Here is a 22,794-nt window from a genome sequence, read left to right on the forward strand (position 1 = left end):
CATGGACAGCTACGCACTCCTCTTCGCCTCCATGCTCAACGCCGGCACGGTCCTGGCGCTCGCGGCCCTCGGCCTGTTGATCAACGAGAAGGCCGGCATCGTCAACCTCGGCGCCGAAGGCATGATGCTGTGCGCGGCGATCGCCGGTTTCGCGGCCGTGGTGCACACCGGCAACGACTGGCTCGGCTTCCTGGCGGGCATGGGCGCCGGCGCATTGCTGGCAGCCGCCTTCGGCCTGCTGGTGATCTGGATGAACACCAACCAGTACGCCACGGGGCTCGCGCTCAGCCTGTTCGGCGCCGGGTTCTCGGCGTTCGCCGGCATCAAGTACGTGCAGGAGAAGTTGCCGGAGCGGCCGCACTTCTCGATCCCGCTGCTGGGCGACATCCCGGTGCTGGGCCCGGCCTTGTTCCGCCAGCACCCGATGGTGTACCTGGCGATCGCGCTGGTGGCCTGGCTGGTGTGGTTCCTGTATCGCTCCCGCGCGGGCCTGGTGCTGCGTTCGGTGGGCGAGTCGCCCGAATCGGCGCATGCGCTGGGCTATCCGGTCCGGCGCATCCGGCTGATGGCCGTGGTCGCCGGCGGGGCGCTGTGCGGCCTGTCCGGCGCCTATCTCTCCATCGTCTACACGCCCTTGTGGGTGGAAGGCATGGTGGCCGGCAAGGGCTGGATCGCCCTGGCCCTGACCACTTTCGCCACCTGGCGTCCGGCACGCGTGTTGCTTGGTGCCTACCTGTTCGGCGGCGTGACCATGCTGCAGTTCCACCTGCAGGGCAGCGGCGTCGAGGTGCCGAGCGAATTCCTGAACATGCTGCCTTACCTGGCGACCATCCTGGTGCTGGCCCTGATCTCGCGCAACCCGGCGTGGATCCGCGTCAACATGCCGGCGTCGCTTGGAAAGCCCTTCTATCCCGGCTCATAATCCACGCTTTCCGCCCCGCCATCGCAAAGATTACCAACGAGGGAACTCATGACCGACCTGAAGAAACGCACCCTGCTGCAGGCCGCAGCGCTTGCAGCCGCCGTGGCGGGCCTCGCCGCCTGCAGCAAGACCGAGCCGCCGGCGCCCGCGCCCGCGCCGGCGCCCACGGCCGCAGCCCCGGCCGCCCCCGCTCCGGCGCCGAAGCCCGAGCCACTGAAGATCGCCTTCGCCTACGTCGGCCCGGTGGGCGACGGCGGCTGGACCTTCGCGCACGACAACGGCCGCAAGGCGGTGGAGAAGGAATTCGGCGACAAGGTCGTCACCAGCTTCGTCGAGAAGGTTCCGGAATCCGCCGACGCCGAGCGCGTGATGCGCGACATGGTCGGCCAGGGCAACAAGCTGATCTTCGGCACGACCTTCGGCTACATGGAGCCGATGCTGAAGGTGGCGGCCGACTCCAAGGACGTGAAGTTCGAGCACGCCACCGGCTACAAGACGTCCGAGAACCTGCGCACCTACGACAGCCGCACCTACGAAGGCGCGTACATGGCCGGCGTGATCGCCGGCAAGATGACCAAGACCAACACGCTGGGCGTGGTGGGCTCCATCCCGATCCCCGAGGTGGTGCGCAACATCAACAGCTTCACCATGGGCGCGCAGTCGGTGAACCCGAAGGTCAAGACCAAGGTGGTCTGGGTCGGCGACTGGTTCAATCCGCCGAAGGAAACCGAAGCGGCCACCGCGCTGATCAACGGCGGCGCCGACGTGCTGATGCAGAACACCGACTCGTCGGCCGTGCTGCAGACCGCCGAGAAGATGGGCAAGCGCGCCTTCGGCTGGGACAGCGACATGACGGCGTACGGCCCGAAGGCGCACCTGGGTTCCGCCGTCATCAACTGGTCGCCGTACTACATCAAGGCGGTGCGCGAGGCGCTGGAAGGCAAGTGGGCGACGGGCCAGAGCTGGTGGGGCGTGAAGGAGGGCGCGATCGACATGGTGTCCATCGCCGCCGACGTGCCGGAAGACACCAAGAAGCGGATCGAGGAGATCAAGGCCGGCCTGAAGGACGGCAGCTTCTCGATCTGGAAGGGCCCGATCGTCGACAACACCGGCAAGGAATTGCTCGGCAAGGACGCGGTCGCCGACGACAAGTTCCTGGGCGGCGTGAACTTCTACGTCAAGGGCGTCGAGGGCAAGGTCCCGGGCGGCGACAAGAAGTAAGCGCTTGGGGCAAACTGGAAGGGCCGCTGCGTGCGGCCCTTTTTCATTCCATGATCGAACACCAACACTGGCATCCAGTCGCCGCGGCCGAGGCCATCGGAACGCAGCCCGTTGCCGCCCGCCTGCTCGGCGACGACCTCGTCCTCTGGCGCGACGCCACCGGCGCCGCGCACGCCTGGCCCGATCGCTGCCCGCACCGCGGCGCCAAGCTGTCGCTGGGGCGGGTCGACGGCGGACGGCTCGAATGCCCCTATCACGGCTGGCAATTCGAAGCTTCCGGACGCTGCGTGCACGTGCCCGCCGTCCCGGCTTTCACGCCGCCTGCTACGCACTGCGTGCGAACCTTCGCCGTGCGTGAAGCGTACGGCCTGGTCTGGGTGCGCCTTGCGGACGGCGCGCACGACTTGCCCGCCTTCACCGCCGAAGGCGACGCGCGCCTGCGCAAGCTGAACTGCGGCCCGTACACGGTGGAGACGAGCGCGCCGCGACTCGTCGAGAACTTCCTCGACATGGCGCACTTCGCCTTCGTGCACGAAGGCTGGCTCGGCCAGCGCGGCGCCAGCGCCATCGACGATTACCGCGTCGACGAGACGCCGACCGGCCTGCGCGCCACGCAGTGCAAGGCCTGGCAGCCGCAATCCAACCTGCATTCCACGGCACCTGCGCAGGTGGAGTACACCTACGAGGTGAACGCGCCTTACACCGCCATCCTGACCAAGATTCCGGACCCGGGCAGCGTCGCGCTGCCGGACTGGCGCGAGTCGATCGCCCTGTTCCTCTGTCCGGTGGACACCGAGCGCACGGTGGCCTGGTTCCGCCTCGCCGTCGCCGACTTCGACTCGCCCGACCAGAAGCTGCGGGACTTCCAGGACACGATCTTCCGGCAGGACCAGCCGGTGCTGGAATCGCAACGCCCCAAGCGCCTGCCGGTGGACCTGCGGGCCGAACTGCACTCGCCGGCGGACCGTGCCTCGTCCGCCTACCGGCGCTATCTTTCGCGCCTGGACATCACCTTCGGAGTCACCCGATGACCACCGCTCCCCCCGTCTCCGCCGACCGCTTGCCGGCACTGCTGGCGGCGATGCCCAAGGCCGAACTGCACATCCACATCGAGGGCTCGCTGGAGCCGGAGCTGATCTTCCGGCTGGCGCAGCGCAATGGCGTGGCGCTGCCCTATGCGAGCGTGGAGGAACTGCGGCGTGCCTATGCCTTCACCAACCTGCAAAGCTTCCTGGACATCTACTACGCCGGCGCCAGCGTGCTGCTGCAGGCGCAGGACTTCTACGACATGGCCTGGGCCTACCTGCAGCGGGCGGCGGCCGACAACGTGATCCGCGCCGAGATCTTCTTCGACCCGCAGACGCACACGGCCCGCGGCGTGGCGATGGAGACGGTGATCGACGGCCTGCACCGCGCCTGCCGGGACGCGCGCAAGATCGGGGTGGATGCGGAGCTGATCCTGTGCTTCCTGCGCCACCTGAGCGAGGAAGAGGCCTTCGACACGCTGGAGCAGGCGCTGCCGTTTCGCGACAAGTTCATCGGCGTCGGGCTGGATTCCAGCGAAGTCGGCCACCCGCCGGAGAAGTTCACGCGGGTCTTCGCGAAATCCGCCAAGCAGGGCTTGCACCTGGTGGCGCATGCGGGCGAGGAGGGGCCGCCGGCGTACGTGTGGGCCGCGCTCGACGTGCTGAAGGTCGAGCGCATCGACCACGGCGTGCAGTCCACCCGGGACCCGGCGCTGATGAAGCGGCTGGCGCAGGACCGCATCCCGCTGACGGTGTGCCCGCTGTCGAACCTGAAGCTGTGCGTGTTTCCCAGGCTGGAGCAACACAACCTGCGCGAGTTGCTCGACGCCGGGCTGATGGCCACGGTGAATTCGGACGACCCCGCGTATTTCGGCGGCTACATGAACGAGAACTTCCTGCAGACGTTCGCCGCGACGGGCCTGGACGCGCAGCATGCGCATCGCCTCGCGCGCAACAGCTTCGAGGGCAGCTTCGCCTCGGCGCAGGAGAAGCGGCGGTATGTCGATCGGCTCGACGAGGTGTTCGCCACCTTCGCGTAGGCCGGCGGTGAGCCCACCGGCGAACCCCGGTGCGCGTAAGATCACAACACGACGCCGCCCCGGCGTCCCTGTTCCCCGGGGCCATGTAGAGGAACACCATGTACAAAAACCTCGCTGCCATTGCCATGGCGGCCAGTTGCTTCGCATTCCCCACGCACGCGCAGAAGAACGAGCCCCTGAAGGTGGGCTTCGTCTACGTCGCTCCCCTCACCGATGCCGGCTGGGTGCGCCAGCACGAGGAGGCGCGGCTGGCTGTGCAGGCCGCCCTCGGTGAACGCGTGAAGACCACCTTCGTCGAGAACGTCGCCGAAGGGCCGGATGCCGAGCGCGTGATCCGCGACCTGGCGCAGACCGGGCACAAGCTCATCTTCGCGCCGAGCTTCGGCTACATGGAGCCGACGTTGAAGGTCGCGAAGGACTTTCCGGCCGTTCGCTTCGAGTCGGTCACCGGCTACAAGACCGCACCCAATGTCGCCGCCGCCAACGCGCGCTATTACGAGGGCCGCTACCTCTCGGGCATCGCGGCCGCACGCATGTCGAAAACCGGCGTGGCGGGCTACGTCGCCGGCTTCCCCATCCCCGAAGTGCTGCAAGGCATCAATGCCTTCACGCTCGGCATGCGCTCGGTGAATCCGCAAGCGCAGGTCAAGGTGGTGTGGCTCAACGCCTGGTTCGACCCCGGCAAGGAGCGCGACGCCGCGATGGCGCTGATGGACCAGGGCGCCGACGTGCTGGCCTTCCACACCGCGTCGACGGCGGTGATGACCGCGGCCCAGGAACGCGGCAAGCTGGCCATTGCCTACCACTCCGACATGCGCAAGGTGGCGCCGGACGCGCAGGTGCTGGCCGTCACGCACCAGTGGGGCGAGCACTACACCCAGCGCACGCGGGCGGTGCTGGACGGCTCCTGGAAGCCGGGCAAGGTCTGGGGTGGCGTGAAGGAAGGGATGATCCGCGTCGGCTGGTTCGGATCGAAGGTGCCCAAGGCGGTGCAGGAGGAGGTGCTGGCGCGCCAGAAGGACATCGCGGCGGGCACGCTGAAGCCCTTCACCGGGCCGATCGTGGACAACCAGGGCAAGGCCGTGCTTGCCAAGGGGCAGGCGATGACCGACGCGCAGATACTGGATATGAAGTTTCTGGTATCGGGCGCCCAGGGGAAGGTCCCACAATAACGGGCATGCATGGATACCGCGCCGCCCTCCTGAGCTTCGCCGACGACGGCTCCGCCCGCTACGAGCAGGACGGCCTGCTGGTCGTCGGCCCCGGCAGCGACGGCCGCAAGGTGATCCGGGCGGCGGGCAACTACCAGTCGCTCGTGGGCAATTACCCGGGCGTGCAGGTGACGCACCTGCCGGGCAAGATCCTGGCGCCGGGATTCATCGACCTGCACGTGCACTTTCCGCAGACCGACGTGATCGGGTCGCCCTCCGAGGGCCTGCTGCCCTGGCTGGAGGACTACACCTTTCCGCACGAGGCGCGCTTTTCGGACCACGCCTACGCAGCCGGCGTGGCGAAGGTTTTCCTCGACGAGCTGCTGCGCAACGGCGTGACGACGGCGCTCACGTTCTGCACTTCGCATCCGCATTCCGTGGACGCGATCATGGAGGCGTCGCAGCAGCGGGGCCTGCGCATGATCGCCGGCAAGGTGCTGCAGGACCGCCATTCTCCCGACGGCGTGCGCGACGACACGCAGCAGTCCCTGCTGGACACCGAGGCGTTGATCCGGCGCTGGCACGGCAAGGACCGCCTGGGCTACGCGATCACGCCGCGCTTCGCACCGAGCTGCAGTGAGGCGCAGCTGCGCGGCGCGGGCGAGCTGGCCGCGCAGTACGGTGACGTGTGGATCCAGTCGCACGTGGCGGAGAACAAGGAAGAGATCCGCTGGGCCCGGGAGTTGTTTCCCGCGGCGCGCAGCTACCTCTCGATCTACCAGGACTTCGGGTTGATGCGCGAGCGCGCGATCTACGCGCATTGCATCCACTTCGACGACGACGACCGCGCGCTGATGCGCGACACCGGCTCCGCGGCCGCCGTCAGCCCGACCAGCAACCTGTTCCTGGGCAGCGGCTTCTTCGATTACGAGGGCGCGCACCGCATCGGCTTCCGGCACGGGCTGGCCAGCGACGTCGGCGGCGGCACCAGCTTCTGCCCGTTCCACACGATGCTGGCGGCGTACTACGTGGGTCGCGAAGGCCAGACCAAGCCGGGCGTCAGCCTGGGCCCGCAGGACCTGTGGTGGCAGCACACGGCCGGCGCCGCGCGGGCGCTGGGGCTGGAAGGCGTCGTCGGCAATCTCGCGCCGGGCTGCGAAGCGGACTTCATCGTGCTGGATCCACAGGCCACGCCATTGCTGGCACGCAAGACCGCGCATGCGCGCGACCTGGACGAACTGCTGTTCTCGCTGATCGTGCTCGGCGACGATCGCGCCGTGGCCTCGGTGATCATCGGCGGGCAATCCTCGTAGGCCGGGTTTCGCGGCAGCGAACCCCGGCAACATAAAATGCCGCGAGGAGTGCCCCGATGACCATCAAGAGCGACAAGTGGATCCGCCGCATGGCGGAGCAGCATGGATTGATCGAACCGTTCGAGCCCGGCCAGGTGCGGCAGGTGGACGGGCGGCGTGTCATCAGCTATGGCACATCGAGCTACGGCTACGACATCCGCTGCGCGCCGGAGTTCAAGGTCTTCACCAACATCCACAGCACGGTGGTGGACCCGAAGAACTTCGACGAGAAGAGCTTCGTCGACTTCCACGACGACGTCTGCATCATCCCGCCCAACAGCTTCGCGCTGGCGCGCACGCTGGAGTACTTCCGCATCCCGCGCAACGTGCTGACCATCTGCCTGGGCAAGAGCACGTACGCGCGCTGCGGCATCATCGTCAACGTCACGCCGTTCGAGCCCGAGTGGGAAGGTTTCGTCACGCTGGAGTTCTCCAATACCACGCCGCTGCCCGCGAAGATCTATGCCGGCGAAGGCTGCGCGCAGGTGCTGTTCTTCGAGAGCGACGAGGAGTGCGAGGTGAGCTACAAGGACCGCGGCGGCAAGTACCAGGGGCAGACGGGGGTCACGCTGCCGAGGGCGTAGACCGGTGGTGAGCGCGAAGCCGGACCGGTGACCGGTTCACTGGATCCGCAACGCCGTCCGCGCCGCAGCCAGGTCCCACCCCGCCCACCCGCAACTCTTGAACAACACGGGCCCGCTCGCGCGCGGCGCAGCGGGATCGACGTCGCGCAACGACGGGAGCGAAGCCACATCGATCCCCGCCTGCAGCAAGTCCCCCGCCTCATGGTCCGCATCGCGCGTGTCCACCACGATGCGACCCGTGCGCGCCACGTGCTGCGTGACCACCGGATCCAGCTCGATCATCCGCGGCGTGAAGGCGCCGACGGCCGCGATGAATGCATCGGCGCGCGGCAGCGCGCGCAGCACCACGCCATGGGCTGGTGTGCACGTCACCACCAACGGGCAACGCGCCAATGCCGCATCCACATCGCCGACGACCTCCGCGTGCAGTCCCATTTCACGCGCGCGGGTGGCCAACAGGTGGGCGCTCGCTTCGGAACGCGAATGGATGAGCACCTCCCGAACGCCCCATTGGGCAAATGCCTCCAGGTGGGCGCGCCCCTGGGCGCCCGCACCCACCACGAGAAGGGGCCCCGACGTGTTGGGTGCGAGCCACTGCGCGGCCAGCAACGAGACGGCGGCGGTGCGCCGGGCCGTGACGGTCGGTCCGTCCAGCACCAGGCGCCGCTGGCCCGTTTCGATATCGAACACCACGACATCACCCTGGATCGTCGGCGTTTTCGTGCCGACGTTGCGTGGCGTGAACGTGATCAGCTTGGTGATCGCCACCTGGGCGTCGAACGCCGGCATCACGAACAAGCTGCCACCGCCGGGCAGCGCCTGCACCAAACGTGGTGGCACGCGCGCAACGGAGTCGTGCAGGACGGCAACGAGTTCGCGCACCAACGCGTCATAGGGTAAGCGAGCAGCGGTGGCAGGTGCGTCGAGGAGTTCGGTCATGTCGAAAAGGGACAAGCTGTTCCGTAGAGATTCTGTCCTACACCACGTCGAGCCAGCTGCGCTTACCTTTGAAAAAGAGGCTACCTACGATCGAGCCATTCAAGAAAGCCTGCCATGTCCATCCACACCGCTGCCATCGCCGATTCCGCCACGCAACAACAACGCAGCCGAATGTTCTGGATGGTGCTCGGTGCGCTTGCCGCGGGCCAGTTGATCGCGTTCTGGCTCCTGTGCAGCCACCAGGTGCGCGTCGCCGAGGCACGGCAGAACGAAATGACCGTGCAACAGATGGCGCTGGCGGATTGCCTGCAGTTCATCCCGGGTTCCACCATCGCCAGCTGCGGCAGCCGCCTCGGTCCCAACGCCGCGCGGAACACGCAGGCCAGCGCGTCCGTGAATCGTGCCGTGGCCGGGGCGCAGCCGGTCGGCTTTAGCTATCGCTGAGGACTGTCATGAACCACCTGCACACCCACCGCGCACCCGGCGCCGCGCCCGCGGCAACGGCAGGCTCGCTCGAGTCTTCCGACGACTTCGACATCATCGCTGCGCCGCGCTACTGTCCCACCGGCTTGCTGCAGGCTTTCGCGCTGCTGATGGCGGGCCGCGGCCGCTGCGTCAACACCGACATGATGCTGGGCGACCGCGAATACGCGATGTGGCAACTGGCCTGCGCCCGCGCAACCGACGACGCGGAGCTGGTCACGCTCGCCGCCCGACTCTTCTTCTATTTCGACGATCCGCTGCACAGCGAGATCCCGGTCCTCGGCACCGCCTAGAAAGCGGACGCCCTGGGTCCCCGCCTTCGCGGGGATGACGACGGGCAGCGTCGGGTAGGGCGGGTTCGCGCAGCGACCCCGCCGTTTCCGGCGAGCATCGCGTAGGGCGGCTTCGCGCAGCGACCCCGCCGTTTCAGAACTCCGCCCCCTCCACCAGGAAGCGCACGCGCCGCGTGCCCTGCCACTCGTCCGCGTCCAGGCGAAACGCCAGCTTCACCCTGGCCGGCAGCGGCTCGGTGTGGCCGAACCAGATGCCGTCCACCGGCTGCCCCTGGTGACGCAGCTTGATCGACAGGTGCTTCTCGCCCACCAGCCGCTGCGACACGATCTCCACCTCCTCGCTGAACACCGGCGGCGCGAAGCCCTGGCCCCAGACCTCGCCGTGCAGCGTGTCGACCAGGTCGGCGCGCCGGTATTGCGGATCCAGCGGCCCGTCGGTGTGCAGCCGGCGCAGCAAGGTGGCCGCATCCAGCCATTCCTGCGCCACCTGCGCCAGTGCCTGCTCGAAAGTGTCCAGGTGCTCCTCGGCCACCGTGCAGCCCGCCGCCATCGCGTGGCCGCCAAAGCGCAGCAGCACGCCGGGGTGGCGCTTGGCCACCAGGTCGAGCGCATCGCGCAGGTGGAACCCGGGGATGGAGCGGCCCGATCCCTTGAGCTCGTGTTCCTTGCCCGGCGCCTGGCTGGCGGCGAACACGAAGGTGGGCCGGTGCAACTTGTCCTTGATGCGCGAGGCCACGATGCCGACCACGCCTTCGTGGAAGTCGGGATCGAACACGCAGATCGCCGGCGGCGGCTCCTCGCCCTCGTCGAACAGCGACTCCGCCATGGCCAGCGCCTGCTCGCGCATGTCGCCCTCGATCTCGCGGCGCTCGCGGTTGATGCCGTCCAGCGTGCGCGCCAGTTCGTCGGCGCGTCCCGGGTCGTCGGTCAGCAGGCATTCGATGCCCAGCGTCATGTCGGCCAGCCGGCCGGCGGCGTTGATGCGGGGGCCGAGCGCGAAGCCGAAGTCGAAGGTGGTGGCTGCATCGGCCTTGCGCCCGGCAGCGGCGAACAGCGCCGCCAACCCGCAGGGCAGCGCGCCGGCGCGCACGCGCTTCAGCCCCTGTGCCACCAGCCGCCGGTTGTTGGCATCGAGCTTCACCACGTCGGCCACCGTCCCCAGCGCCACCAGCGGCAACAGGGCATCGAGCTTGGGTTGCGTGCGCTCGTCGAACACGCCGCGTGCGCGGAGCTCGGCGCGCAGCGCCAGCAGCACATAGAACATCACGCCGACGCCGGCGATCGATTTGCTCTCGAAGGCGCAACCCGGCTGGTTGGGATTGACGATCAGCGCGCCCTGCGGCAGTTCGGCGGCGGGCAGGTGGTGGTCGGTCACCAGCACCTGCAGGCCCAGCTTCACCGCTTCGGCCACGCCGGCAATGCTGGCGATGCCGTTGTCCACGGTGATCAGCAGGTCGGCGCCCTTGGCCTTCACGCGCTGCGCGATCGGCGGGGTGAGCCCGTAGCCGTCGACGACGCGGTCCGGCACGAGGTAATCCACGTGCTGCGCGCCCAGCAGGCGCAAGCCGCGCACGGCCACCGCGCACGCCGTGGCGCCGTCGCAGTCGTAGTCCGCCACGATGCACAACCGGCGCTGCGCGGCGATCGCATCGGCCAGCAGGCGCGCCGCTTCGGCCGCGCCCTTCAGCCCGGCGGGCAGCAGCAGGCGGGCGAGGCCGTTGTCCAGTTCATCCTTGCCCAGCACGCCGCGCGCCGCATACAGGCGCGCCAGCAGCGGATGGATGCCGGCCTGCTCCAGCGCCCAGGCGGCGCGCGGCGGGACGTCGCGGGTGATGATCTTCAGAGGCCCTCCAACAAGCTTTCGACCGACGGGGTGCGCAAGCGCGCGGCCCAGCGCCGCCAGCCGCCGGCGCCCGCGGACGTCCAGGTGCGCGCGCCCGCCTCGCCGCACAAGGTGATGCGCACCTCGCGGCCCTGTTCCAATTCGCCCGCGAGGCGCTTGCCTTCGCGTGCATCGAGTTGCTGCCATGCGGCCGACCAGCCGGCCCAGTCGTCCTGCAGCGCGGCGTCGCGCAGATAGGGGCTCACCTGCAGGCCGCGGGCCAGCGCCACATCGTAGCCCGCGGGCAGGGCGCCGGTGCCGCTGACCCAGAAGGAATTCACGGGCAGCAGCCCGCCGCGCTGGCGTTCGTCGTTCAGGGGCAGCGTGTACAGCAGCATCTGCATCTCCTGCTGCAGCCGGCGCAGCGGCCGGCCGGCGTCGCCCGCGGGCATCCAGCCGTCGATCCGGCGGCCGATCACCCGGTCCAGCGACGTTGTCGGCAGCGTACGGAAGATCTCGCCGCGGGCCAGCCAGCGCAGCGGGGCGTCGAAGGTGAGCGTGATGCCGTCTTCGGCGAAGTAAGGCTGCATGGCTTGCAGCAGGGTCTGCGAATCATCCGCATCCAGCTGCAATTCCTGCGGGTGCGCCAGCACGATGTTGTCACGGCCCACGCGCCAGTGGCCGGGGGTGATCCAGGCCCAGCCCTCGGTGCGCGCGGCGTCGCCGGCCTGGGCGGCCTGCAGGGCGGCAAACGGGATCAGCCCGTCCACCTCGGGCAGGCCCCAGGCGCGGGCCAGCATGCGATCGTGCGGCGGGGACAAGGTGTCCAGCCCCGTGGTTTCGGTGTCGTGCGCTGCCAGCCGCCCCAGGAGGCGCTGGAGCTGGGGCAGCCGCAGCCCCCGCGCGGCCGTGCGGCAGCCCTCGTCCGCCGCCATGGCGAAGGGAACGAGCAAGTGGACGGCGTCTGGCACCTGCGTATTGTCGGGGATGCCACAATGCGGCCCGATGGAAACCGCGAACTAGATGGCCCTCCCCTACGAGCTCGTGCTGGGCTGGCGTTACACCCGCGCCGGCCGGGCCACCCGCCGCAACGGCTTCATCTCCTTCATTTCCGGGGTGTCCATGCTGGGCATCGCACTGGGCGTGGCCGCCCTCATCATCGTGCTGTCGGTGATGAACGGCTTCCAGAAGGAGGTGCGCGACCGCATGCTCGGCGTGGTTTCGCACATCGAGGTGTACGGCCCCGGCGGCGGCATGCTGCCGGACGTGAATCGCACGCTGGAGGAAGTGCGCAGGAACCCGGAGGTGGTGGGCGCGGCGCCCTTCATCACCACCCAGTCGCTGATAGCGCGCGGCGAGGACATGCGCGGCGCCATCGTGCGCGGCATCGAGCCGGCCCTGGAGCCGCAGGTGACGGACCTGGCGGCGGCGGGCAAGGGCACGCTGGACAAGCTGGTGGCCGGGCAGTTCAACATCGTCCTCGGCGCCGAACTGGCGCGCGCCATGGGCGTGCGCACCGGGGATGCGGTCACCCTGATCGCCCCCGGTGGCCAGGTCACGCCGGCGGGCGTGGTGCCGCGCCTGAAGCAGATGACGGTGGTCGGCACCTTCGACTCCGGCCACTTCGAATACGACAGCGGCCTGGTGCTGGTGCACGTCGACGACGCGGCGCGCATCTTCCGGCTGGAAGGTCCCACCGGCGTGCGCCTGAAGCTGCGCGACCTGAACCGGGCGCGCGAGGTCGGGGCGGAGCTGGCCACCACCCTCAGTGGCGACTTCCTGGTGCGTGACTGGACGCGGCAGAACCGCACCTGGTTCTCCGCCGTGCAGCTGGAAAAACGGATGATGTTCATCATCCTGACGCTGATCGTCGCGGTGGCCGCCTTCAACCTGGTGAGCACGCTGGTGATGACGGTGACCGACAAGCGCGCCGACATCGCCATCCTGCGCACGCTGGGGGCCAGCCCGGGCAGCATCATGGGCATCTTCGTCGTGCAGGGCGCCGCGGTAGGGGTGATCGGCACGCTGGCCGGCCTGCTGTTCGGCCTGGCCATCGCCACCAACATCGACGTGCTGGTGCCGGCGCTGGAGCAGATGCTCAATGCCAGCTTCCTGCCCAAGGACATCTACCTCATCAGCCGCATGCCGAGCGAGCCGCAGTCCTCGGACATCATGCCGGTGGCCATCATCTCGCTGGTGCTGTCCTTCGCCGCCACGCTGTATCCCAGCTGGCGCGCCTCGCGCGTCAATCCGGCGGAGGCCTTGCGCTATGAGTGAGCAAGAGGCGCCGCACAGCGGCCTGGTCATCGACGCGCAAGGGCTGGCCAAGCGGTTCCACGAGGGGCCGCTGGATGTCGAGGTGCTGCGCGGCGTGGACCTGCAGGTGCATGCCGGCGAGACCCTGGCCATCGTCGGCGCTTCCGGCTCCGGCAAGAGCACGCTGCTGCATCTGCTGGGCGGCCTGGATGCGCCGACCGCCGGATCGGTCCGCCTCATGGGCGAGGAGTTGTCGAAGCTGGACGCCGCCGCGCAAGGCCGCCTGCGCAACCGCTTCCTCGGTTTCGTCTACCAGTTCCACCACCTGCTGCCGGAGTTCAGCGCGCTGGACAACGTGAGCATGCCGCTGCGGATTCGCCGGTTGCCGGCGGAAGCGATGAACAAGGCGGCGCAGGAGATGTTGGCGGCCGTGGGCCTGGAGCACCGCATGAAGCATCGGCCCTCGGAGCTGTCCGGCGGCGAGCGCCAGCGGGTTGCGATCGCCCGGGCGCTGGTGGCGCATCCGGCGTGCGTGCTGGCCGACGAGCCCACCGGCAACCTGGACCGCGGCACGGCGGACGGGGTGTTCCAGCTGATGTTGCAATTGGCTCGCGACCGCGGCACGGCGTTCGTGATGGTGACGCACGACGAGCAGCTGGCGGCCCGGTGCGGGCGGATGGTGCGGTTGACGTCGGGGAAGTTGGACGCCTGATCACCGGGGTTCGGCTGGCGCGCTCACCCCGGCCTGCGAAGGCCCGAACGGCAGGCACGGCTGGCTCGTAGGCCGGGGTGAGCGCGAAGCCGAACCCCGGTGGTCGGTGACCTACAAAATCCGGTTGAACCAGAGCAGCGACAACCCCGCCGACATCAGCACCAGCGCCGCGGCGGCCAGCGCGAACAGCGCCGACACTTCGGTCTCCTTCTTCTCCACGGTCAGCTTCGAGCTGAGCGTCTCGTACACCTTCTTCAGGTCCTGCGCGGTGCCGGCATAGAAGTACTCGGCCGCCGTCTTGTTGGCGATCGCCTTGAGCGTTTCCTCGTCCAGCCGCACGCGCATCGACCAGCCTTCGAAGCCGATGGTCTCGCCATCCACCGTGCCGATGCCCACCGTGTAGACGCGGATGCCGCGCTCGGAGGCCAGCTTGGCGGCCTCCAGCGGGTCGACGCCGGTGGTGCGCTGGCCATCGGTGAGCATGATGATCGCGGCGGAGGGATAGGAGCCTGGCGCGACCGGCGTGAACTCCCTCTTCGCTGCCTTTTCCTTGTCCAGCGAGAAGCCGCGCTGCCGGTCACGGCCGGTCTGCATCGACTCCAGGTCGATGCCGGCATCCGGGAACAGCGTGGCCAGCGAGATCACGATGGCGTTGCCGGTGGCCGTGGCGCGCTGCAGCTGGAAGCGGTCGATGGCCGTCACCAGGTCTTCGCGGTTCACCGTCGGCAGCTGCGCCACCTGGGCCGAGCCGGCGAACGCCACGATGCCCACCTTCACGTGGCGCGGCAGCTCGGTCAGGAAGGCCTTGGCGGCGTTTTGCGCCGCGACCATGCGGTTCGGCTGCACGTCGGTGGCGCGCATGCTGCCGGACACGTCCATGGCCAGGATGATGGTCTGCTGGTTGGACGGCAGCGTAATCACCGCGACCGGGCGTGCAGCGGCCAGCAGCAGCGCGGCCATCGCCAGCAGGAACAGCACCGGCGGGATGTGGCGCCGCATCTGCTGGCCGCGTCCCATCGCTTCCTTCACGATCGACAGCGACGCATAGCGCACGGCCATCTTCTTCTTGCGCCGCAACAGCAGCACGTACAGGCCTACCAGCAGGGGCAGGGCGAGAAGCAGCCAGAGGAACTGCGGCCAGAGGAATTGCATGGCTTTCTCCGCGATCAGGCGGCGCGCCGCAGGTGGGCCGGCATCGAACCGGCGGACAACTGCGTGCGCCGCTTGCGCATTTCGACGAACCGGACGATGGCGTCCACCAGGTCCGCATCGGTGGATAGTTCGAGCGCATCGACATTGCTGCGAACCAGCGACTCGCGCAGCTCCGCCTCGCGCTGCGCCGCGATGCGCGCAAAACGCTTGCGAAAGCCGGCGTCGTGGGTGTCGACCAGGATCTGCTCGCCGGTCTCGGCGTCGCGCAGCGTCAGCAGGCCCAGGTCGGGCAGCTCCAGCTCCAGCGGGTCCATCACGCGCACGGCGACCACCTCGTGGCGCTGCGCTAGCTGGGCCAGCCCCTTTTCCCAGCCGGGCTCGCTGATGAAGTCGGACACGACGAAGATGGTGGAGCGGCGCTTGATCATGTTCGCGGCCTGCGCCAGCAGGTCCTGCAGCCGCGTCGGTCCGCTCTCCGTGGACTGCGCGCGGTCGAGCATGCTGTGCAGCAGGTGCAGGACGTGCGTTCGGCCGGTGCGCGTGGGAATCACGGTGTCCACGCCGGCGCCGTACAGCATCGCCCCCACGCGGTTGCCATGGCGCGTGAGCAGGCGCGCCAGCACGGCCACGAACTCGGCGGAGACGTTGCGCTTGCGCAGCTCGCCGGAGCCGAAGTCCACCGAGGGGCTCAGGTCCAGCAGGAACCAGGCCGACATCTCGCGGTCTTCCAGGAACACGCGCACGTACGGCGACTGCATGCGCGCCGTCACGTTCCAGTCGATGTGGCGCACGTCGTCGTGCAACTGGTATTCGCGCAGGTCCGCCAGGTCCAGCCCGGTGCCGCGCAGCAGCGTGCGGTAGTCGCCCTGCAGCAGGCCGTCCAGGCGGCGGATCACCTTCCACTCCAGGCGGCGGAACACCTGCTCGGCGTGGTGGGCACCCGTCGCCGTGGCGGGAGGCGCCTCCGCCACGGGAGCCACAGCGGGCTTTTTACGCAGCCAATTTCTCATGTTCAAGGGGTTTGGCCGGGGCCGGGATCCTGGCCATGATCTTCTGTATCAGCGCATCGGAGGTCAGGCCATCGGACAGCGCTTCGTATGACAGCACCACGCGATGCCGCAGCACGTCGGGCACCAGGTCCGACATGTCCTCGGGCAGCGCGTAGCCGCGGCCGCGCAGCATGGCCAGGGCGCGCGCGCCTTCCACCAGGTTGATGGTGGCACGCGGGCTCGCTCCGTAGGTGATGTACGGCGCCAGTTCCTTCAGGCCGTGCCGGTCGGGCCAGCGCGTGGCCGACACCAGCCGCACCGCGTATTGCACGAGCGAGGGGTCGACATAGATCTCGCGGCATTCGCGCTGCAGCATGGCGAGCTGGTCGGTGCTGGCCACCGCCGTCACGTCCACGGCCGGGCCGGTGACCCGCTGGACGATGACGAACTCTTCCTCGTCCGTCGGGTAGTCGACCAGCACCTTCATCATGAACCGGTCCACCTGCGCTTCCGGCAGCGGGTAGGTGCCCTCGGTCTCGATCGGGTTCTGCGTGGCCATCACCAGGAAGGGGCTGGGCACCTTGTGCGTCTCGCCGGCGATGGTGACCTGGCGCTCCTGCATCACCTCGAGCAGCGCGCTTTGCACCTTGGCGGGGGCGCGGTTGATTTCGTCGGCCAGCAGCAGGTTGGCGAACACCGGCCCCAGCGAGGTGGAGAAGTCACCGGTCTTCTGGTTGTAGATGCGCGTGCCCACCAGGTCCGCCGGAACGAGGTCGGGCGTGAACTGGATGCGCTTGAACTGGCCGCGCATGGTGTTGGCCAGCGTCTTGACCGTCAGCGTCTTGGCCAGGCCGGGCACGCCTTCGACCAGCAGGTGGCCTTGCGCGAGCATGGCGACCATCACGCGTTCGAGGAAACGGTCCTGTCCGACGACGACGCGTTTCACCTCGTAGAGAATCTGTTCCATCATCTGCGCCGTGGCGCTGTCGGTGCGGCTGCTGGTTTCCATGGGTCCTGCGGGAAGTGGAAGGGGAAAGGGACAGCGCCGTCAGAACGGCGGCAGCCCGGCGGCGGAAGCGGCGTTCTCGATGGGCACCGCAAAGCCGATGCCGAGGAAGGTGCGCGCGGAGGTCGGGTTGAGGATGGCGGTGACGATGCCCACGACCTCGCCGTCCATGGTGACGAGCGGGCCGCCCGAATTGCCCGGGTTGGCCGCCGCGTCGAACTGGATGAGGTTCTTCATTTCCTGCTTGCCCTCGGGCGAGCGGAACACGCGGCCCAGGCCGGAGATGACGCCGCCCGATGCCGAGGGGCCGATGCCGAACGGGAAGCCGACGGCCATCACCTTGTCGCCTGGCGCCAGGTCGCCGGTCGAGCGCATGGTCGCGGCGATCATGTCGTCGGGGATCTTGGCGGCCTGCAGCACGGCCAGGTCGTTCTCGGCCTGCACGCCGCTGATGGTGGCCGGGCTTTCCAGGCCGTCGTGGAAGATGACCTTGATGCGGTCGGCGCCGCTGACGACGTGCAGGTTGGTGAGGATCACGCCCTTGTCGATGATCACCACGCCCGTGCCCACGCCGTTCTCTATCTCGTCGTCATCGCCGGTGATGTCGGCCTGCGCGGGGCCGAGCGGTTTCGGGTTCGGCCCGGTCTTGGCGGCGAGCTTGGCCTCGGCCTCCTTCAGGCGGCTTTTCTTGACGTAGCTGACCACCCGCACCACGGACGGCCGGATCTTGTCGTACGCCCGCGCGTACTCCGACGGCATCACCTGCGTTTCCATGGTCTTGAGGACCGCGGCGTTGATGTCCTCCTGCGTCAGGCGGCGTTGCGGCTGGTGCACGAGCACGCTGGCCAGCAGGGCGATGCCGAGCAGCAGGATGGCGCTCCACAGGAGCAGCGGATGGTTGGGGGAAAGCTTCAGGCGGCGCCTGGCCGCAGGCGCGCCGGCTTGGTCGGACTGTGGCGCCGGCGCCTCCGGCGTCGCGGAAGCGGCGGGCCGCGTCGGGCGGCTGGAACTGTAGAGGGCGGGCCTGCGCATCCGAGATCCTTGGGCTTTCCTGGAAAACACACGGGGGCCACGCCGTTGCAGCCCTGGCGACGACACACGGTATCACGGTTTTCCGGGCCCTGCACGCTTGCGGCATCATGGGCGGCGGATGTGGATTGATACGCACTGTCATCTGGATGCGGCCGAATTCGCGGCCGACACGGCGCTGGTGCGCCAGCGCGCGGCGCAAGCGGGCGTGGTGCACTGCGTGCTGCCGGCGGTGGCCGTTTCCAACTTCGACACGGTTCGCGAACTGGCGCACCGGCATGGGGACAGTTACGCGCTCGGCATCCATCCCCTGTGCACGCCGGATGCCCTCGACGGGGACCTGGCTTTGCTCGACAGCGCCCTGGCCAGGCACCGCAGCGATCCACGGCTGGTGGCGGTGGGCGAGATCGGCCTCGACCTCTTCGTGCCGGGCCTGGATGCCGCGCGGCAGGAGCATTTCTATCGCGAGCAGCTCCTGCTGGCCCAGCGGCACGGGTTGCCCGTCTTGCTGCACGTGCGCCGCTCGGCCGACCTGTTGCTCAAGCACCTGCGCCGCATCCCGGTGACGGGGATCGCCCACGCCTTCAACGGCAGCGACCAGCAGGCGGCGGCTTTCGTGGACCTGGGGTTCAAGCTGGGGTTCGGCGGGACGGTGACGTACGAACGGTCGCTGCAGATCCGCCGGCTGGCGCGCACGCTGCCGCTCGACGCGCTGGTGCTGGAGACCGACTCGCCCGACATCCCGCCGCATTGGCTTTACAAGACGGCGCAGGAGCGTGCGGCGGGCGCCGCCCAGGGGCGCAACGAACCGGGGGAGTTGCCCGCGATCGGGGCCGAGCTGGCAGCGCTGCGGGGGATGGCGGCGGGCGACCTGGCCGCGGCAACCACAGCCAACGCCTGCACGGCGCTGCCTCGCTTGCGGGCGCTTTTGCCTCCGTAGGGCGGGTTCGCGCAGCGACCCCGCCATGGGCGGCGAAATGGCGGGGTCGCTGCGCGAACCCCCCCTGCAAGACTGCTCAGGCCGCCGGCTGCAGGGCCTGCTCCATCTCGTCGAGGTGCGCGACGAGCTCGCGGTCGAAGGCGCGCAGCGCGGCCATGTCGGCGCCGGCTTCCGTCAGCACCACCTGCAGCTCGTGCCGCGACTCGACCACGGCCATCAATTCCGCCGACTGCGGGGTCCGGGCGTCGGCCTGCAGCAGGGGACGCAGCACTTCGTGCAAGCGGCGGCTGCGCGGGCGCACGCGCCGCTGCAGCATGTCGCAAAGCGCCGCGCGCTGGGCGTAGAACTGTTCAGCCAGCTCCAGGGCGCTGCGCGCGTGGCCGCACAGGCGGTCCACCTGGCGCAGCCGTTCCTGCAGCACGCTGCCGCGGCGGGCCAGCTCCCGCAAGGCCTCCTGGCTGACTTCGGCGGTGGCCGAATCGCGCCGCTCCATCACGTCCTGCTCCATGTCGTGCAGCCAGCGCATGCCTTGCTGGACGCGTTCCATGAGCGCCTCGGTCTCGAGCTTCAGGCCCATGCAGACCGCGCGCGCCACCGACGACACCGGCTGGTTGCGTTGCAGGAAGCTGCCGCCGACGAAAGTGAGCTGGTGGGTGTTCTCCGCCAGCGCGGCCACCTGCTGCATGAACTGGTCCGCCTCCTCGCCGCCGGCGCGGGCGGACAGCACGTCCACCGCGCTGGCGCTGTCCTGCACCATCTTCAGGCAGTGCTGCAGCTGCGCGAGCTCGGTGCCGGCATGAACTTCCTGCAGCCGGTAGCGCAAGGCCTCGAGGTGCGGAATGCGGCGCGCGGCGATGCCCGCCAGCAACTCGTTGAGGCTGGAGGCCAGCGCGGCGGCGGACGACCGGGGTGGGAGCGATGCTTCCTGGGTGACGGGGCCGGAGGACCAGGCGGAAAACGGAGGCGGGTTGAGTGGCGGGCGGGCGGAATCCTGCAGGTAATCCGTCATGGGCATCGTTCTTCTTTGTCGTTGTCGTGCTGGAATACATTCTGTAACGGATGGGCTGCAATCGCGCGAGCATTCCTTCACGGAAAGGTCGTGCGTCGCCCGCGTGTGGTGCACACGCATAATCCGCGGCCGTGAAGTCCGTCGCACCCAAGCTCCCCGAAGTGAATTTCTCCGACCAGGGGGACGTGCGTTACCTGCATCTCGGGACGGAGTGGATCCAGGGGTCGATGCTGCTCGACGCGCCGTACGAGATCGAGCTGGAATATGTGCAGCGGATGATGGCCTGGCTGCTGTTCGTGGAGCCGCAGGGCGTCGCGAAGCGCCATGCGATGCAGCTCGGGTTGGGCGCGGCATCGCTCACCAAGTTCTGCCACAAGAAGCTGCGCATGACGACGACGGCCATCGAGCTGAACCCGCAGGTCGTGGCGGCGTGCCGCTTGTGGTTCAAGCTGCCCAAGGACGACGCGCGCCTGTCCGTGGTGCTGGGTGATGCGGCGCAGGTGGTGGCGCACGAACATTGGCGAGGCCGCATCGATGCCTTGCAGGTGGACCTGTACGACCACGAGGCGGCGGCGCCCGTGTTGGACAGCGAAGGCTTCTATCGGGATTGCCGCCGGCTGTTGACGGAAGACGGCTGCATGACAGTCAACCTGTTCGGGCGGTCCTCCAGCTATGAGCGCAGCCTGGAGCGGATCCGTTCGGCCTTCGGCGCCGAGGCCGTGTGGGCGTTCAAGCCCACGCGCGAAGGCAACACCGTGGTGCTGGCGCTGCGCGAGCCGATGCAACCCACCCGCGCCCAGATGTCGCAGCGCGCCGACGAGATCGAGGCCCGCTGGGGGCTGCCGGCGAAGAAGTGGTTGCGGGTGTTCAAGGCGACGTGAATTGGATGCCGCAATGGCGGCTAATGACATCCACGCCACACCGCCCGGCCGCAAAGGTGAGCGTACGCTGCACCGTGGGTACCATGTACCCATGAGCGCGCAGCCCAAGACCACCATCTCGGCCCGGACCCTTCCGCGGGGGCCGCTGCACTGGCAGATGCTGGTCGAGTGGCTGTCGGAGGACGGGGTGATCTCGGCGGAGGAGGCGCGGCGCACCATCGCGCGCTGCTCGCAGGCCGAAAGCATGCAGCACCCGCTGGTGCGCCTGTCCACGGTGTCCATGACGCGCTCCGCCGACGGCAAGCCGCTCGACATCGAGGCGCTGTGCCAGTACGTCGCGCAGCGCGCCGGCCTCGACTACCTGCGCATCGATCCGCTCAAGGTCGATGTGGCCAAGGTGGCGGACACCATGAGCGCGGGCTACGCGGAGCGGCACAAGGTGCTGCCGGTGCAGGTGACGCCCAACGAGGTGGTGGTGGCGACCGCCGAGCCCTTCGTCACCGACTGGGTCGAGGAGGTGGAACGCCAGTCGCGCCGCAGCGTCCGCCGCGTGGTGGCCAACCCGCAGGAGATCCACCGCTACACCGCCGAATTCTTCTCCCTTGCCAAGTCCGTGCGCCAGGCGCAGAAAAGCGGCGGCAACACCGGCGCCAGCTTCGAACAGCTGGTGGAGCTGGGCAAGAGCAACAAGCAGCTCGATGCCAACGACCAGGGCGTGGTGCAGGTGGTGGACTGGCTGTGGCAATACGCCTTCGACCAGCGCGCCAGCGACATCCACCTGGAGCCGCGGCGCGAGCAGGGCGTGATCCGCTTTCGCATCGACGGCGTGCTGCATCCGGTCTACCAGATGCCCATCACCGTCATCACCGCGATGACCGCGCGCATCAAGCTGCTGGGTCGCATGGACGTCGTCGAGCGGCGCCGGCCGCAGGACGGCCGCATCAAGACGCGCAACCCGCGCGGCGACGAGGTGGAAATGCGCCTGTCCACGCTGCCCACCGCCTTCGGCGAAAAGATGGTGATGCGCATCTTCGACCCCGACACGGCGGTCAAGGACCTGGATGCGCTCGGCTTCTCCCCCCACGACGCGCAGCGCTGGGAGCAGCTGGTCAAGCGACCGCACGGCATCGTGCTGGTCACCGGCCCCACCGGCTCGGGCAAGACCACCACGCTGTATTCGACGCTCAAGCGCCTGGCCACCGAGGAGGTCAACGTCAGCACGATCGAGGACCCGATCGAAATGATCGAGCCCGCCTTCAACCAGACGCAGGTGCAGGTGCAGCTGGACTTCGGCTTCCCGGAGGGCCTGCGGGCGCTGATGCGGCAGGACCCGGACATCCTGATGGTGGGCGAAATCCGCGACCTGCAGACCGCCGACATGGCCGTGCAGGCGGCGCTGACCGGCCACCTGGTCTTCTCCACGCTGCACACCAACGACGCGCCCTCGGCCATCGCCCGCCTGATGGAGCTGGGCATTCCGCCCTACCTCATCAACGCCACGATGATCGGCGTCCTGGCGCAGCGGCTGGTGCGCACGCTGTGCAAGCAGTGCAAGCAGCCGGACGAAGCCACGCCGCGCTCGGCGCTGGACGAGATCGTCAAGCCGTGGAAGATCAGCGGCAACTGGCAGCCCTACAAGGCAGTCGGGTGCGTGGACTGCCGCATGACCGGCTTCCTGGGCCGCATGGGCCTGTACGAGCTGCTCACCGTTTCCGAGGGCTTCAAGGACAAGGTGACCAAGGAGCCCGGAATCCTGCCGCTCAAGCGCCAGGGCATTGCCGACGGCATGCGACCGCTGAGGCTGGCCGGGGCCCTGCGCGTGGCCGAAGGCCTGACCACCGTGGAAGAGGTGCTCAGCGCCACGCCTCCGCTGGAGTGATCCCCGCCGGGGTCTCGCAATTGGTAACGTAACCGGCTGTAGGTGATACCCACATGGGGGACGGCGGGTTGTTCCCCCACAATCCGCCGGTCTATATCCGTTCCAGGAG

General features: G+C 68.7%; 22 protein-coding genes. 14 read left to right on the forward strand and 8 right to left on the reverse strand.

What is annotated here, in order from left to right; genetic code table 11:
• The first annotated feature begins 1 nt into the window (after position 1).
• The 7 genes from WG902_RS11685 (at position 2) to dcd (ending at position 7,295) form a co-directional block, all read left to right on the forward strand.
• The gene (locus WG902_RS11685) at positions 2 to 922 is read left to right on the forward strand and encodes an ABC transporter permease (protein ID WP_340060258.1); all 921 of its coding nucleotides are present in this window, start codon (positions 2 to 4) and stop codon (positions 920 to 922) included.
• A 48-nt stretch (positions 923 to 970) separates the two neighbouring features.
• The gene (locus tag WG902_RS11690) at positions 971 to 2,143 is read left to right on the forward strand and encodes a BMP family ABC transporter substrate-binding protein (RefSeq protein ID WP_340060259.1); all 1,173 of its coding nucleotides are present in this window, start codon (positions 971 to 973) and stop codon (positions 2,141 to 2,143) included.
• A 50-nt stretch (positions 2,144 to 2,193) separates the two neighbouring features.
• Complete coding sequence (locus WG902_RS11695; protein ID WP_340060260.1) at positions 2,194 to 3,174, forward strand: aromatic ring-hydroxylating dioxygenase subunit alpha; 981 nt, start codon at positions 2,194 to 2,196, stop codon at positions 3,172 to 3,174.
• Positions 3,171 to 4,208 (forward strand): adenosine deaminase, encoded by a 1,038-nt coding sequence (locus WG902_RS11700; RefSeq protein ID WP_340060261.1) that lies wholly within the window; start codon positions 3,171 to 3,173, stop codon positions 4,206 to 4,208. The genes WG902_RS11695 and WG902_RS11700 overlap by 4 nt, the downstream gene beginning before the upstream one ends.
• 98 nt (positions 4,209 to 4,306) lie before the next feature.
• Positions 4,307 to 5,380: a BMP family ABC transporter substrate-binding protein gene (locus WG902_RS11705; protein ID WP_340060262.1), complete on the forward strand. Its 1,074-nt coding sequence runs from the start codon at positions 4,307 to 4,309 to the stop codon at positions 5,378 to 5,380.
• A gap of 5 nt (positions 5,381 to 5,385) precedes the next feature.
• A complete protein-coding gene (gene guaD / locus WG902_RS11710) occupies positions 5,386 to 6,672 on the forward strand; it encodes a guanine deaminase (protein WP_340060263.1) in 1,287 nt (428 codons plus the stop codon).
• Positions 6,673 to 6,728: 56 nt separating this feature from the next.
• Positions 6,729 to 7,295 (forward strand): dCTP deaminase, encoded by a 567-nt coding sequence (gene dcd, locus WG902_RS11715; RefSeq protein ID WP_340060264.1) that lies wholly within the window; start codon positions 6,729 to 6,731, stop codon positions 7,293 to 7,295.
• Positions 7,296 to 7,331: 36 nt separating this feature from the next.
• Here the strand turns inward: dcd and WG902_RS11720 are convergent, their stop codons facing one another.
• Positions 7,332 to 8,234 (reverse strand): delta(1)-pyrroline-2-carboxylate reductase family protein, encoded by a 903-nt coding sequence (locus tag WG902_RS11720; protein ID WP_340060265.1) that lies wholly within the window; start codon positions 8,232 to 8,234, stop codon positions 7,332 to 7,334.
• Positions 8,235 to 8,348: 114 nt separating this feature from the next.
• Between WG902_RS11720 and WG902_RS11725 the strand changes: the two genes are divergently transcribed.
• Together WG902_RS11725 and WG902_RS11730 are read left to right on the forward strand one after the other, a co-directional pair.
• Positions 8,349 to 8,678: a hypothetical protein gene (locus WG902_RS11725; protein ID WP_340060266.1), complete on the forward strand. Its 330-nt coding sequence runs from the start codon at positions 8,349 to 8,351 to the stop codon at positions 8,676 to 8,678.
• Positions 8,679 to 8,686: 8 nt separating this feature from the next.
• Positions 8,687 to 9,010: a hypothetical protein gene (locus WG902_RS11730; protein ID WP_340060267.1), complete on the forward strand. Its 324-nt coding sequence runs from the start codon at positions 8,687 to 8,689 to the stop codon at positions 9,008 to 9,010.
• Positions 9,011 to 9,143: 133 nt separating this feature from the next.
• Here WG902_RS11730 and recJ read toward each other — a convergent pair whose 3' ends face one another.
• Both recJ and WG902_RS11740 read right to left on the reverse strand, forming a co-directional pair.
• On the reverse strand, positions 9,144 to 10,853 hold the full coding sequence (recJ, locus tag WG902_RS11735; RefSeq protein WP_340060889.1) for a single-stranded-DNA-specific exonuclease RecJ: 1,710 nt from the start codon (positions 10,851 to 10,853) through the stop codon (positions 9,144 to 9,146).
• The gene (locus WG902_RS11740) at positions 10,850 to 11,803 is read right to left on the reverse strand and encodes a hypothetical protein (RefSeq protein WP_340060268.1); all 954 of its coding nucleotides are present in this window, start codon (positions 11,801 to 11,803) and stop codon (positions 10,850 to 10,852) included. The genes recJ and WG902_RS11740 overlap by 4 nt, the downstream gene beginning before the upstream one ends.
• A 52-nt stretch (positions 11,804 to 11,855) precedes the next feature.
• Between WG902_RS11740 and WG902_RS11745 the strand changes: the two genes are divergently transcribed.
• Both WG902_RS11745 and lolD read left to right on the forward strand, forming a co-directional pair.
• Positions 11,856 to 13,109, forward strand: coding sequence for a lipoprotein-releasing ABC transporter permease subunit (locus WG902_RS11745; protein WP_340060269.1), 1,254 nt, complete (start codon positions 11,856 to 11,858; stop codon positions 13,107 to 13,109).
• Complete coding sequence (lolD, locus tag WG902_RS11750) at positions 13,102 to 13,800, forward strand: lipoprotein-releasing ABC transporter ATP-binding protein LolD (protein WP_340060270.1); 699 nt, start codon at positions 13,102 to 13,104, stop codon at positions 13,798 to 13,800. The genes WG902_RS11745 and lolD overlap by 8 nt, the downstream gene beginning before the upstream one ends.
• A gap of 111 nt (positions 13,801 to 13,911) precedes the next feature.
• On the opposite strand, the gene WG902_RS11755 is transcribed toward lolD, so the two are convergent.
• Genes WG902_RS11755 through WG902_RS11770 form a run of 4 tightly spaced genes read right to left on the reverse strand, consistent with a single transcriptional unit; the run spans position 13,912 to position 17,979 of the window.
• A complete protein-coding gene (locus WG902_RS11755; RefSeq protein ID WP_340060271.1) occupies positions 13,912 to 14,952 on the reverse strand; it encodes a VWA domain-containing protein in 1,041 nt (346 codons plus the stop codon).
• Positions 14,953 to 14,966: 14 nt separating this feature from the next.
• Positions 14,967 to 15,962 (reverse strand): DUF58 domain-containing protein, encoded by a 996-nt coding sequence (locus WG902_RS11760; RefSeq protein ID WP_445263681.1) that lies wholly within the window; start codon positions 15,960 to 15,962, stop codon positions 14,967 to 14,969.
• Positions 15,943 to 16,950, reverse strand: coding sequence for an AAA family ATPase (locus tag WG902_RS11765; protein WP_340060272.1), 1,008 nt, complete (start codon positions 16,948 to 16,950; stop codon positions 15,943 to 15,945). The genes WG902_RS11760 and WG902_RS11765 overlap by 20 nt, the downstream gene beginning before the upstream one ends.
• A gap of 39 nt (positions 16,951 to 16,989) precedes the next feature.
• A complete protein-coding gene (locus tag WG902_RS11770) occupies positions 16,990 to 17,979 on the reverse strand; it encodes a S1C family serine protease (RefSeq protein ID WP_340060273.1) in 990 nt (329 codons plus the stop codon).
• Between the two features lie 118 nt (positions 17,980 to 18,097).
• Between WG902_RS11770 and WG902_RS11775 the strand changes: the two genes are divergently transcribed.
• A complete protein-coding gene (locus WG902_RS11775; RefSeq protein WP_340060274.1) occupies positions 18,098 to 18,916 on the forward strand; it encodes a TatD family hydrolase in 819 nt (272 codons plus the stop codon).
• Between the two features lie 76 nt (positions 18,917 to 18,992).
• Here WG902_RS11775 and WG902_RS11780 read toward each other — a convergent pair whose 3' ends face one another.
• A complete protein-coding gene (locus tag WG902_RS11780; protein WP_340060275.1) occupies positions 18,993 to 19,925 on the reverse strand; it encodes a hypothetical protein in 933 nt (310 codons plus the stop codon).
• Positions 19,926 to 20,056: 131 nt separating this feature from the next.
• On the opposite strand from WG902_RS11780, the gene WG902_RS11785 reads away from it, so the two are divergent.
• The gene (locus tag WG902_RS11785; protein ID WP_340060276.1) at positions 20,057 to 20,806 is read left to right on the forward strand and encodes a spermidine synthase; all 750 of its coding nucleotides are present in this window, start codon (positions 20,057 to 20,059) and stop codon (positions 20,804 to 20,806) included.
• Positions 20,807 to 20,897: 91 nt separating this feature from the next.
• Positions 20,898 to 22,685, forward strand: a complete 1,788-nt coding sequence (locus WG902_RS11790) for a GspE/PulE family protein (protein WP_340060277.1) — start codon at positions 20,898 to 20,900, stop codon at positions 22,683 to 22,685.
• The last annotated feature ends 109 nt before the right edge of the window (positions 22,686 to 22,794 follow it).

The sequence above is a fragment of the Ramlibacter sp. PS3R-8 genome (assembly GCF_037572435.1).
In the GTDB taxonomy this organism is placed as follows: Bacteria; Pseudomonadota; Gammaproteobacteria; order Burkholderiales; family Burkholderiaceae_C; genus Ramlibacter.

Coding starts and splice junctions, on each gene's coding strand:
- WG902_RS11685 (WP_340060258.1), top strand. CDS start 2: ATGGACAGCTACGCACTCCTCTTCGCCTCCATGCTCAACGCCGGCACG.
- WG902_RS11690 (WP_340060259.1), top strand. CDS start 971: ATGACCGACCTGAAGAAACGCACCCTGCTGCAGGCCGCAGCGCTTGCA.
- WG902_RS11695 (WP_340060260.1), top strand. CDS start 2,194: ATGATCGAACACCAACACTGGCATCCAGTCGCCGCGGCCGAGGCCATC.
- WG902_RS11700 (WP_340060261.1), top strand. CDS start 3,171: ATGACCACCGCTCCCCCCGTCTCCGCCGACCGCTTGCCGGCACTGCTG.
- WG902_RS11705 (WP_340060262.1), top strand. CDS start 4,307: ATGTACAAAAACCTCGCTGCCATTGCCATGGCGGCCAGTTGCTTCGCA.
- guaD (WP_340060263.1), top strand. CDS start 5,386: ATGCATGGATACCGCGCCGCCCTCCTGAGCTTCGCCGACGACGGCTCC.
- dcd (WP_340060264.1), top strand. CDS start 6,729: ATGACCATCAAGAGCGACAAGTGGATCCGCCGCATGGCGGAGCAGCAT.
- WG902_RS11720 (WP_340060265.1), bottom strand. CDS start 8,234: ATGACCGAACTCCTCGACGCACCTGCCACCGCTGCTCGCTTACCCTAT.
- WG902_RS11725 (WP_340060266.1), top strand. CDS start 8,349: ATGTCCATCCACACCGCTGCCATCGCCGATTCCGCCACGCAACAACAA.
- WG902_RS11730 (WP_340060267.1), top strand. CDS start 8,687: ATGAACCACCTGCACACCCACCGCGCACCCGGCGCCGCGCCCGCGGCA.
- WG902_RS11745 (WP_340060269.1), top strand. CDS start 11,856: ATGGCCCTCCCCTACGAGCTCGTGCTGGGCTGGCGTTACACCCGCGCC.
- lolD (WP_340060270.1), top strand. CDS start 13,102: ATGAGTGAGCAAGAGGCGCCGCACAGCGGCCTGGTCATCGACGCGCAA.
- WG902_RS11755 (WP_340060271.1), bottom strand. CDS start 14,952: ATGCAATTCCTCTGGCCGCAGTTCCTCTGGCTGCTTCTCGCCCTGCCC.
- WG902_RS11760 (WP_445263681.1), bottom strand. CDS start 15,962: ATGAGAAATTGGCTGCGTAAAAAGCCCGCTGTGGCTCCCGTGGCGGAG.
- WG902_RS11765 (WP_340060272.1), bottom strand. CDS start 16,950: ATGGAAACCAGCAGCCGCACCGACAGCGCCACGGCGCAGATGATGGAA.
- WG902_RS11770 (WP_340060273.1), bottom strand. CDS start 17,979: ATGCGCAGGCCCGCCCTCTACAGTTCCAGCCGCCCGACGCGGCCCGCC.
- WG902_RS11775 (WP_340060274.1), top strand. CDS start 18,098: ATGTGGATTGATACGCACTGTCATCTGGATGCGGCCGAATTCGCGGCC.
- WG902_RS11780 (WP_340060275.1), bottom strand. CDS start 19,925: ATGACGGATTACCTGCAGGATTCCGCCCGCCCGCCACTCAACCCGCCT.
- WG902_RS11790 (WP_340060277.1), top strand. CDS start 20,898: ATGAGCGCGCAGCCCAAGACCACCATCTCGGCCCGGACCCTTCCGCGG.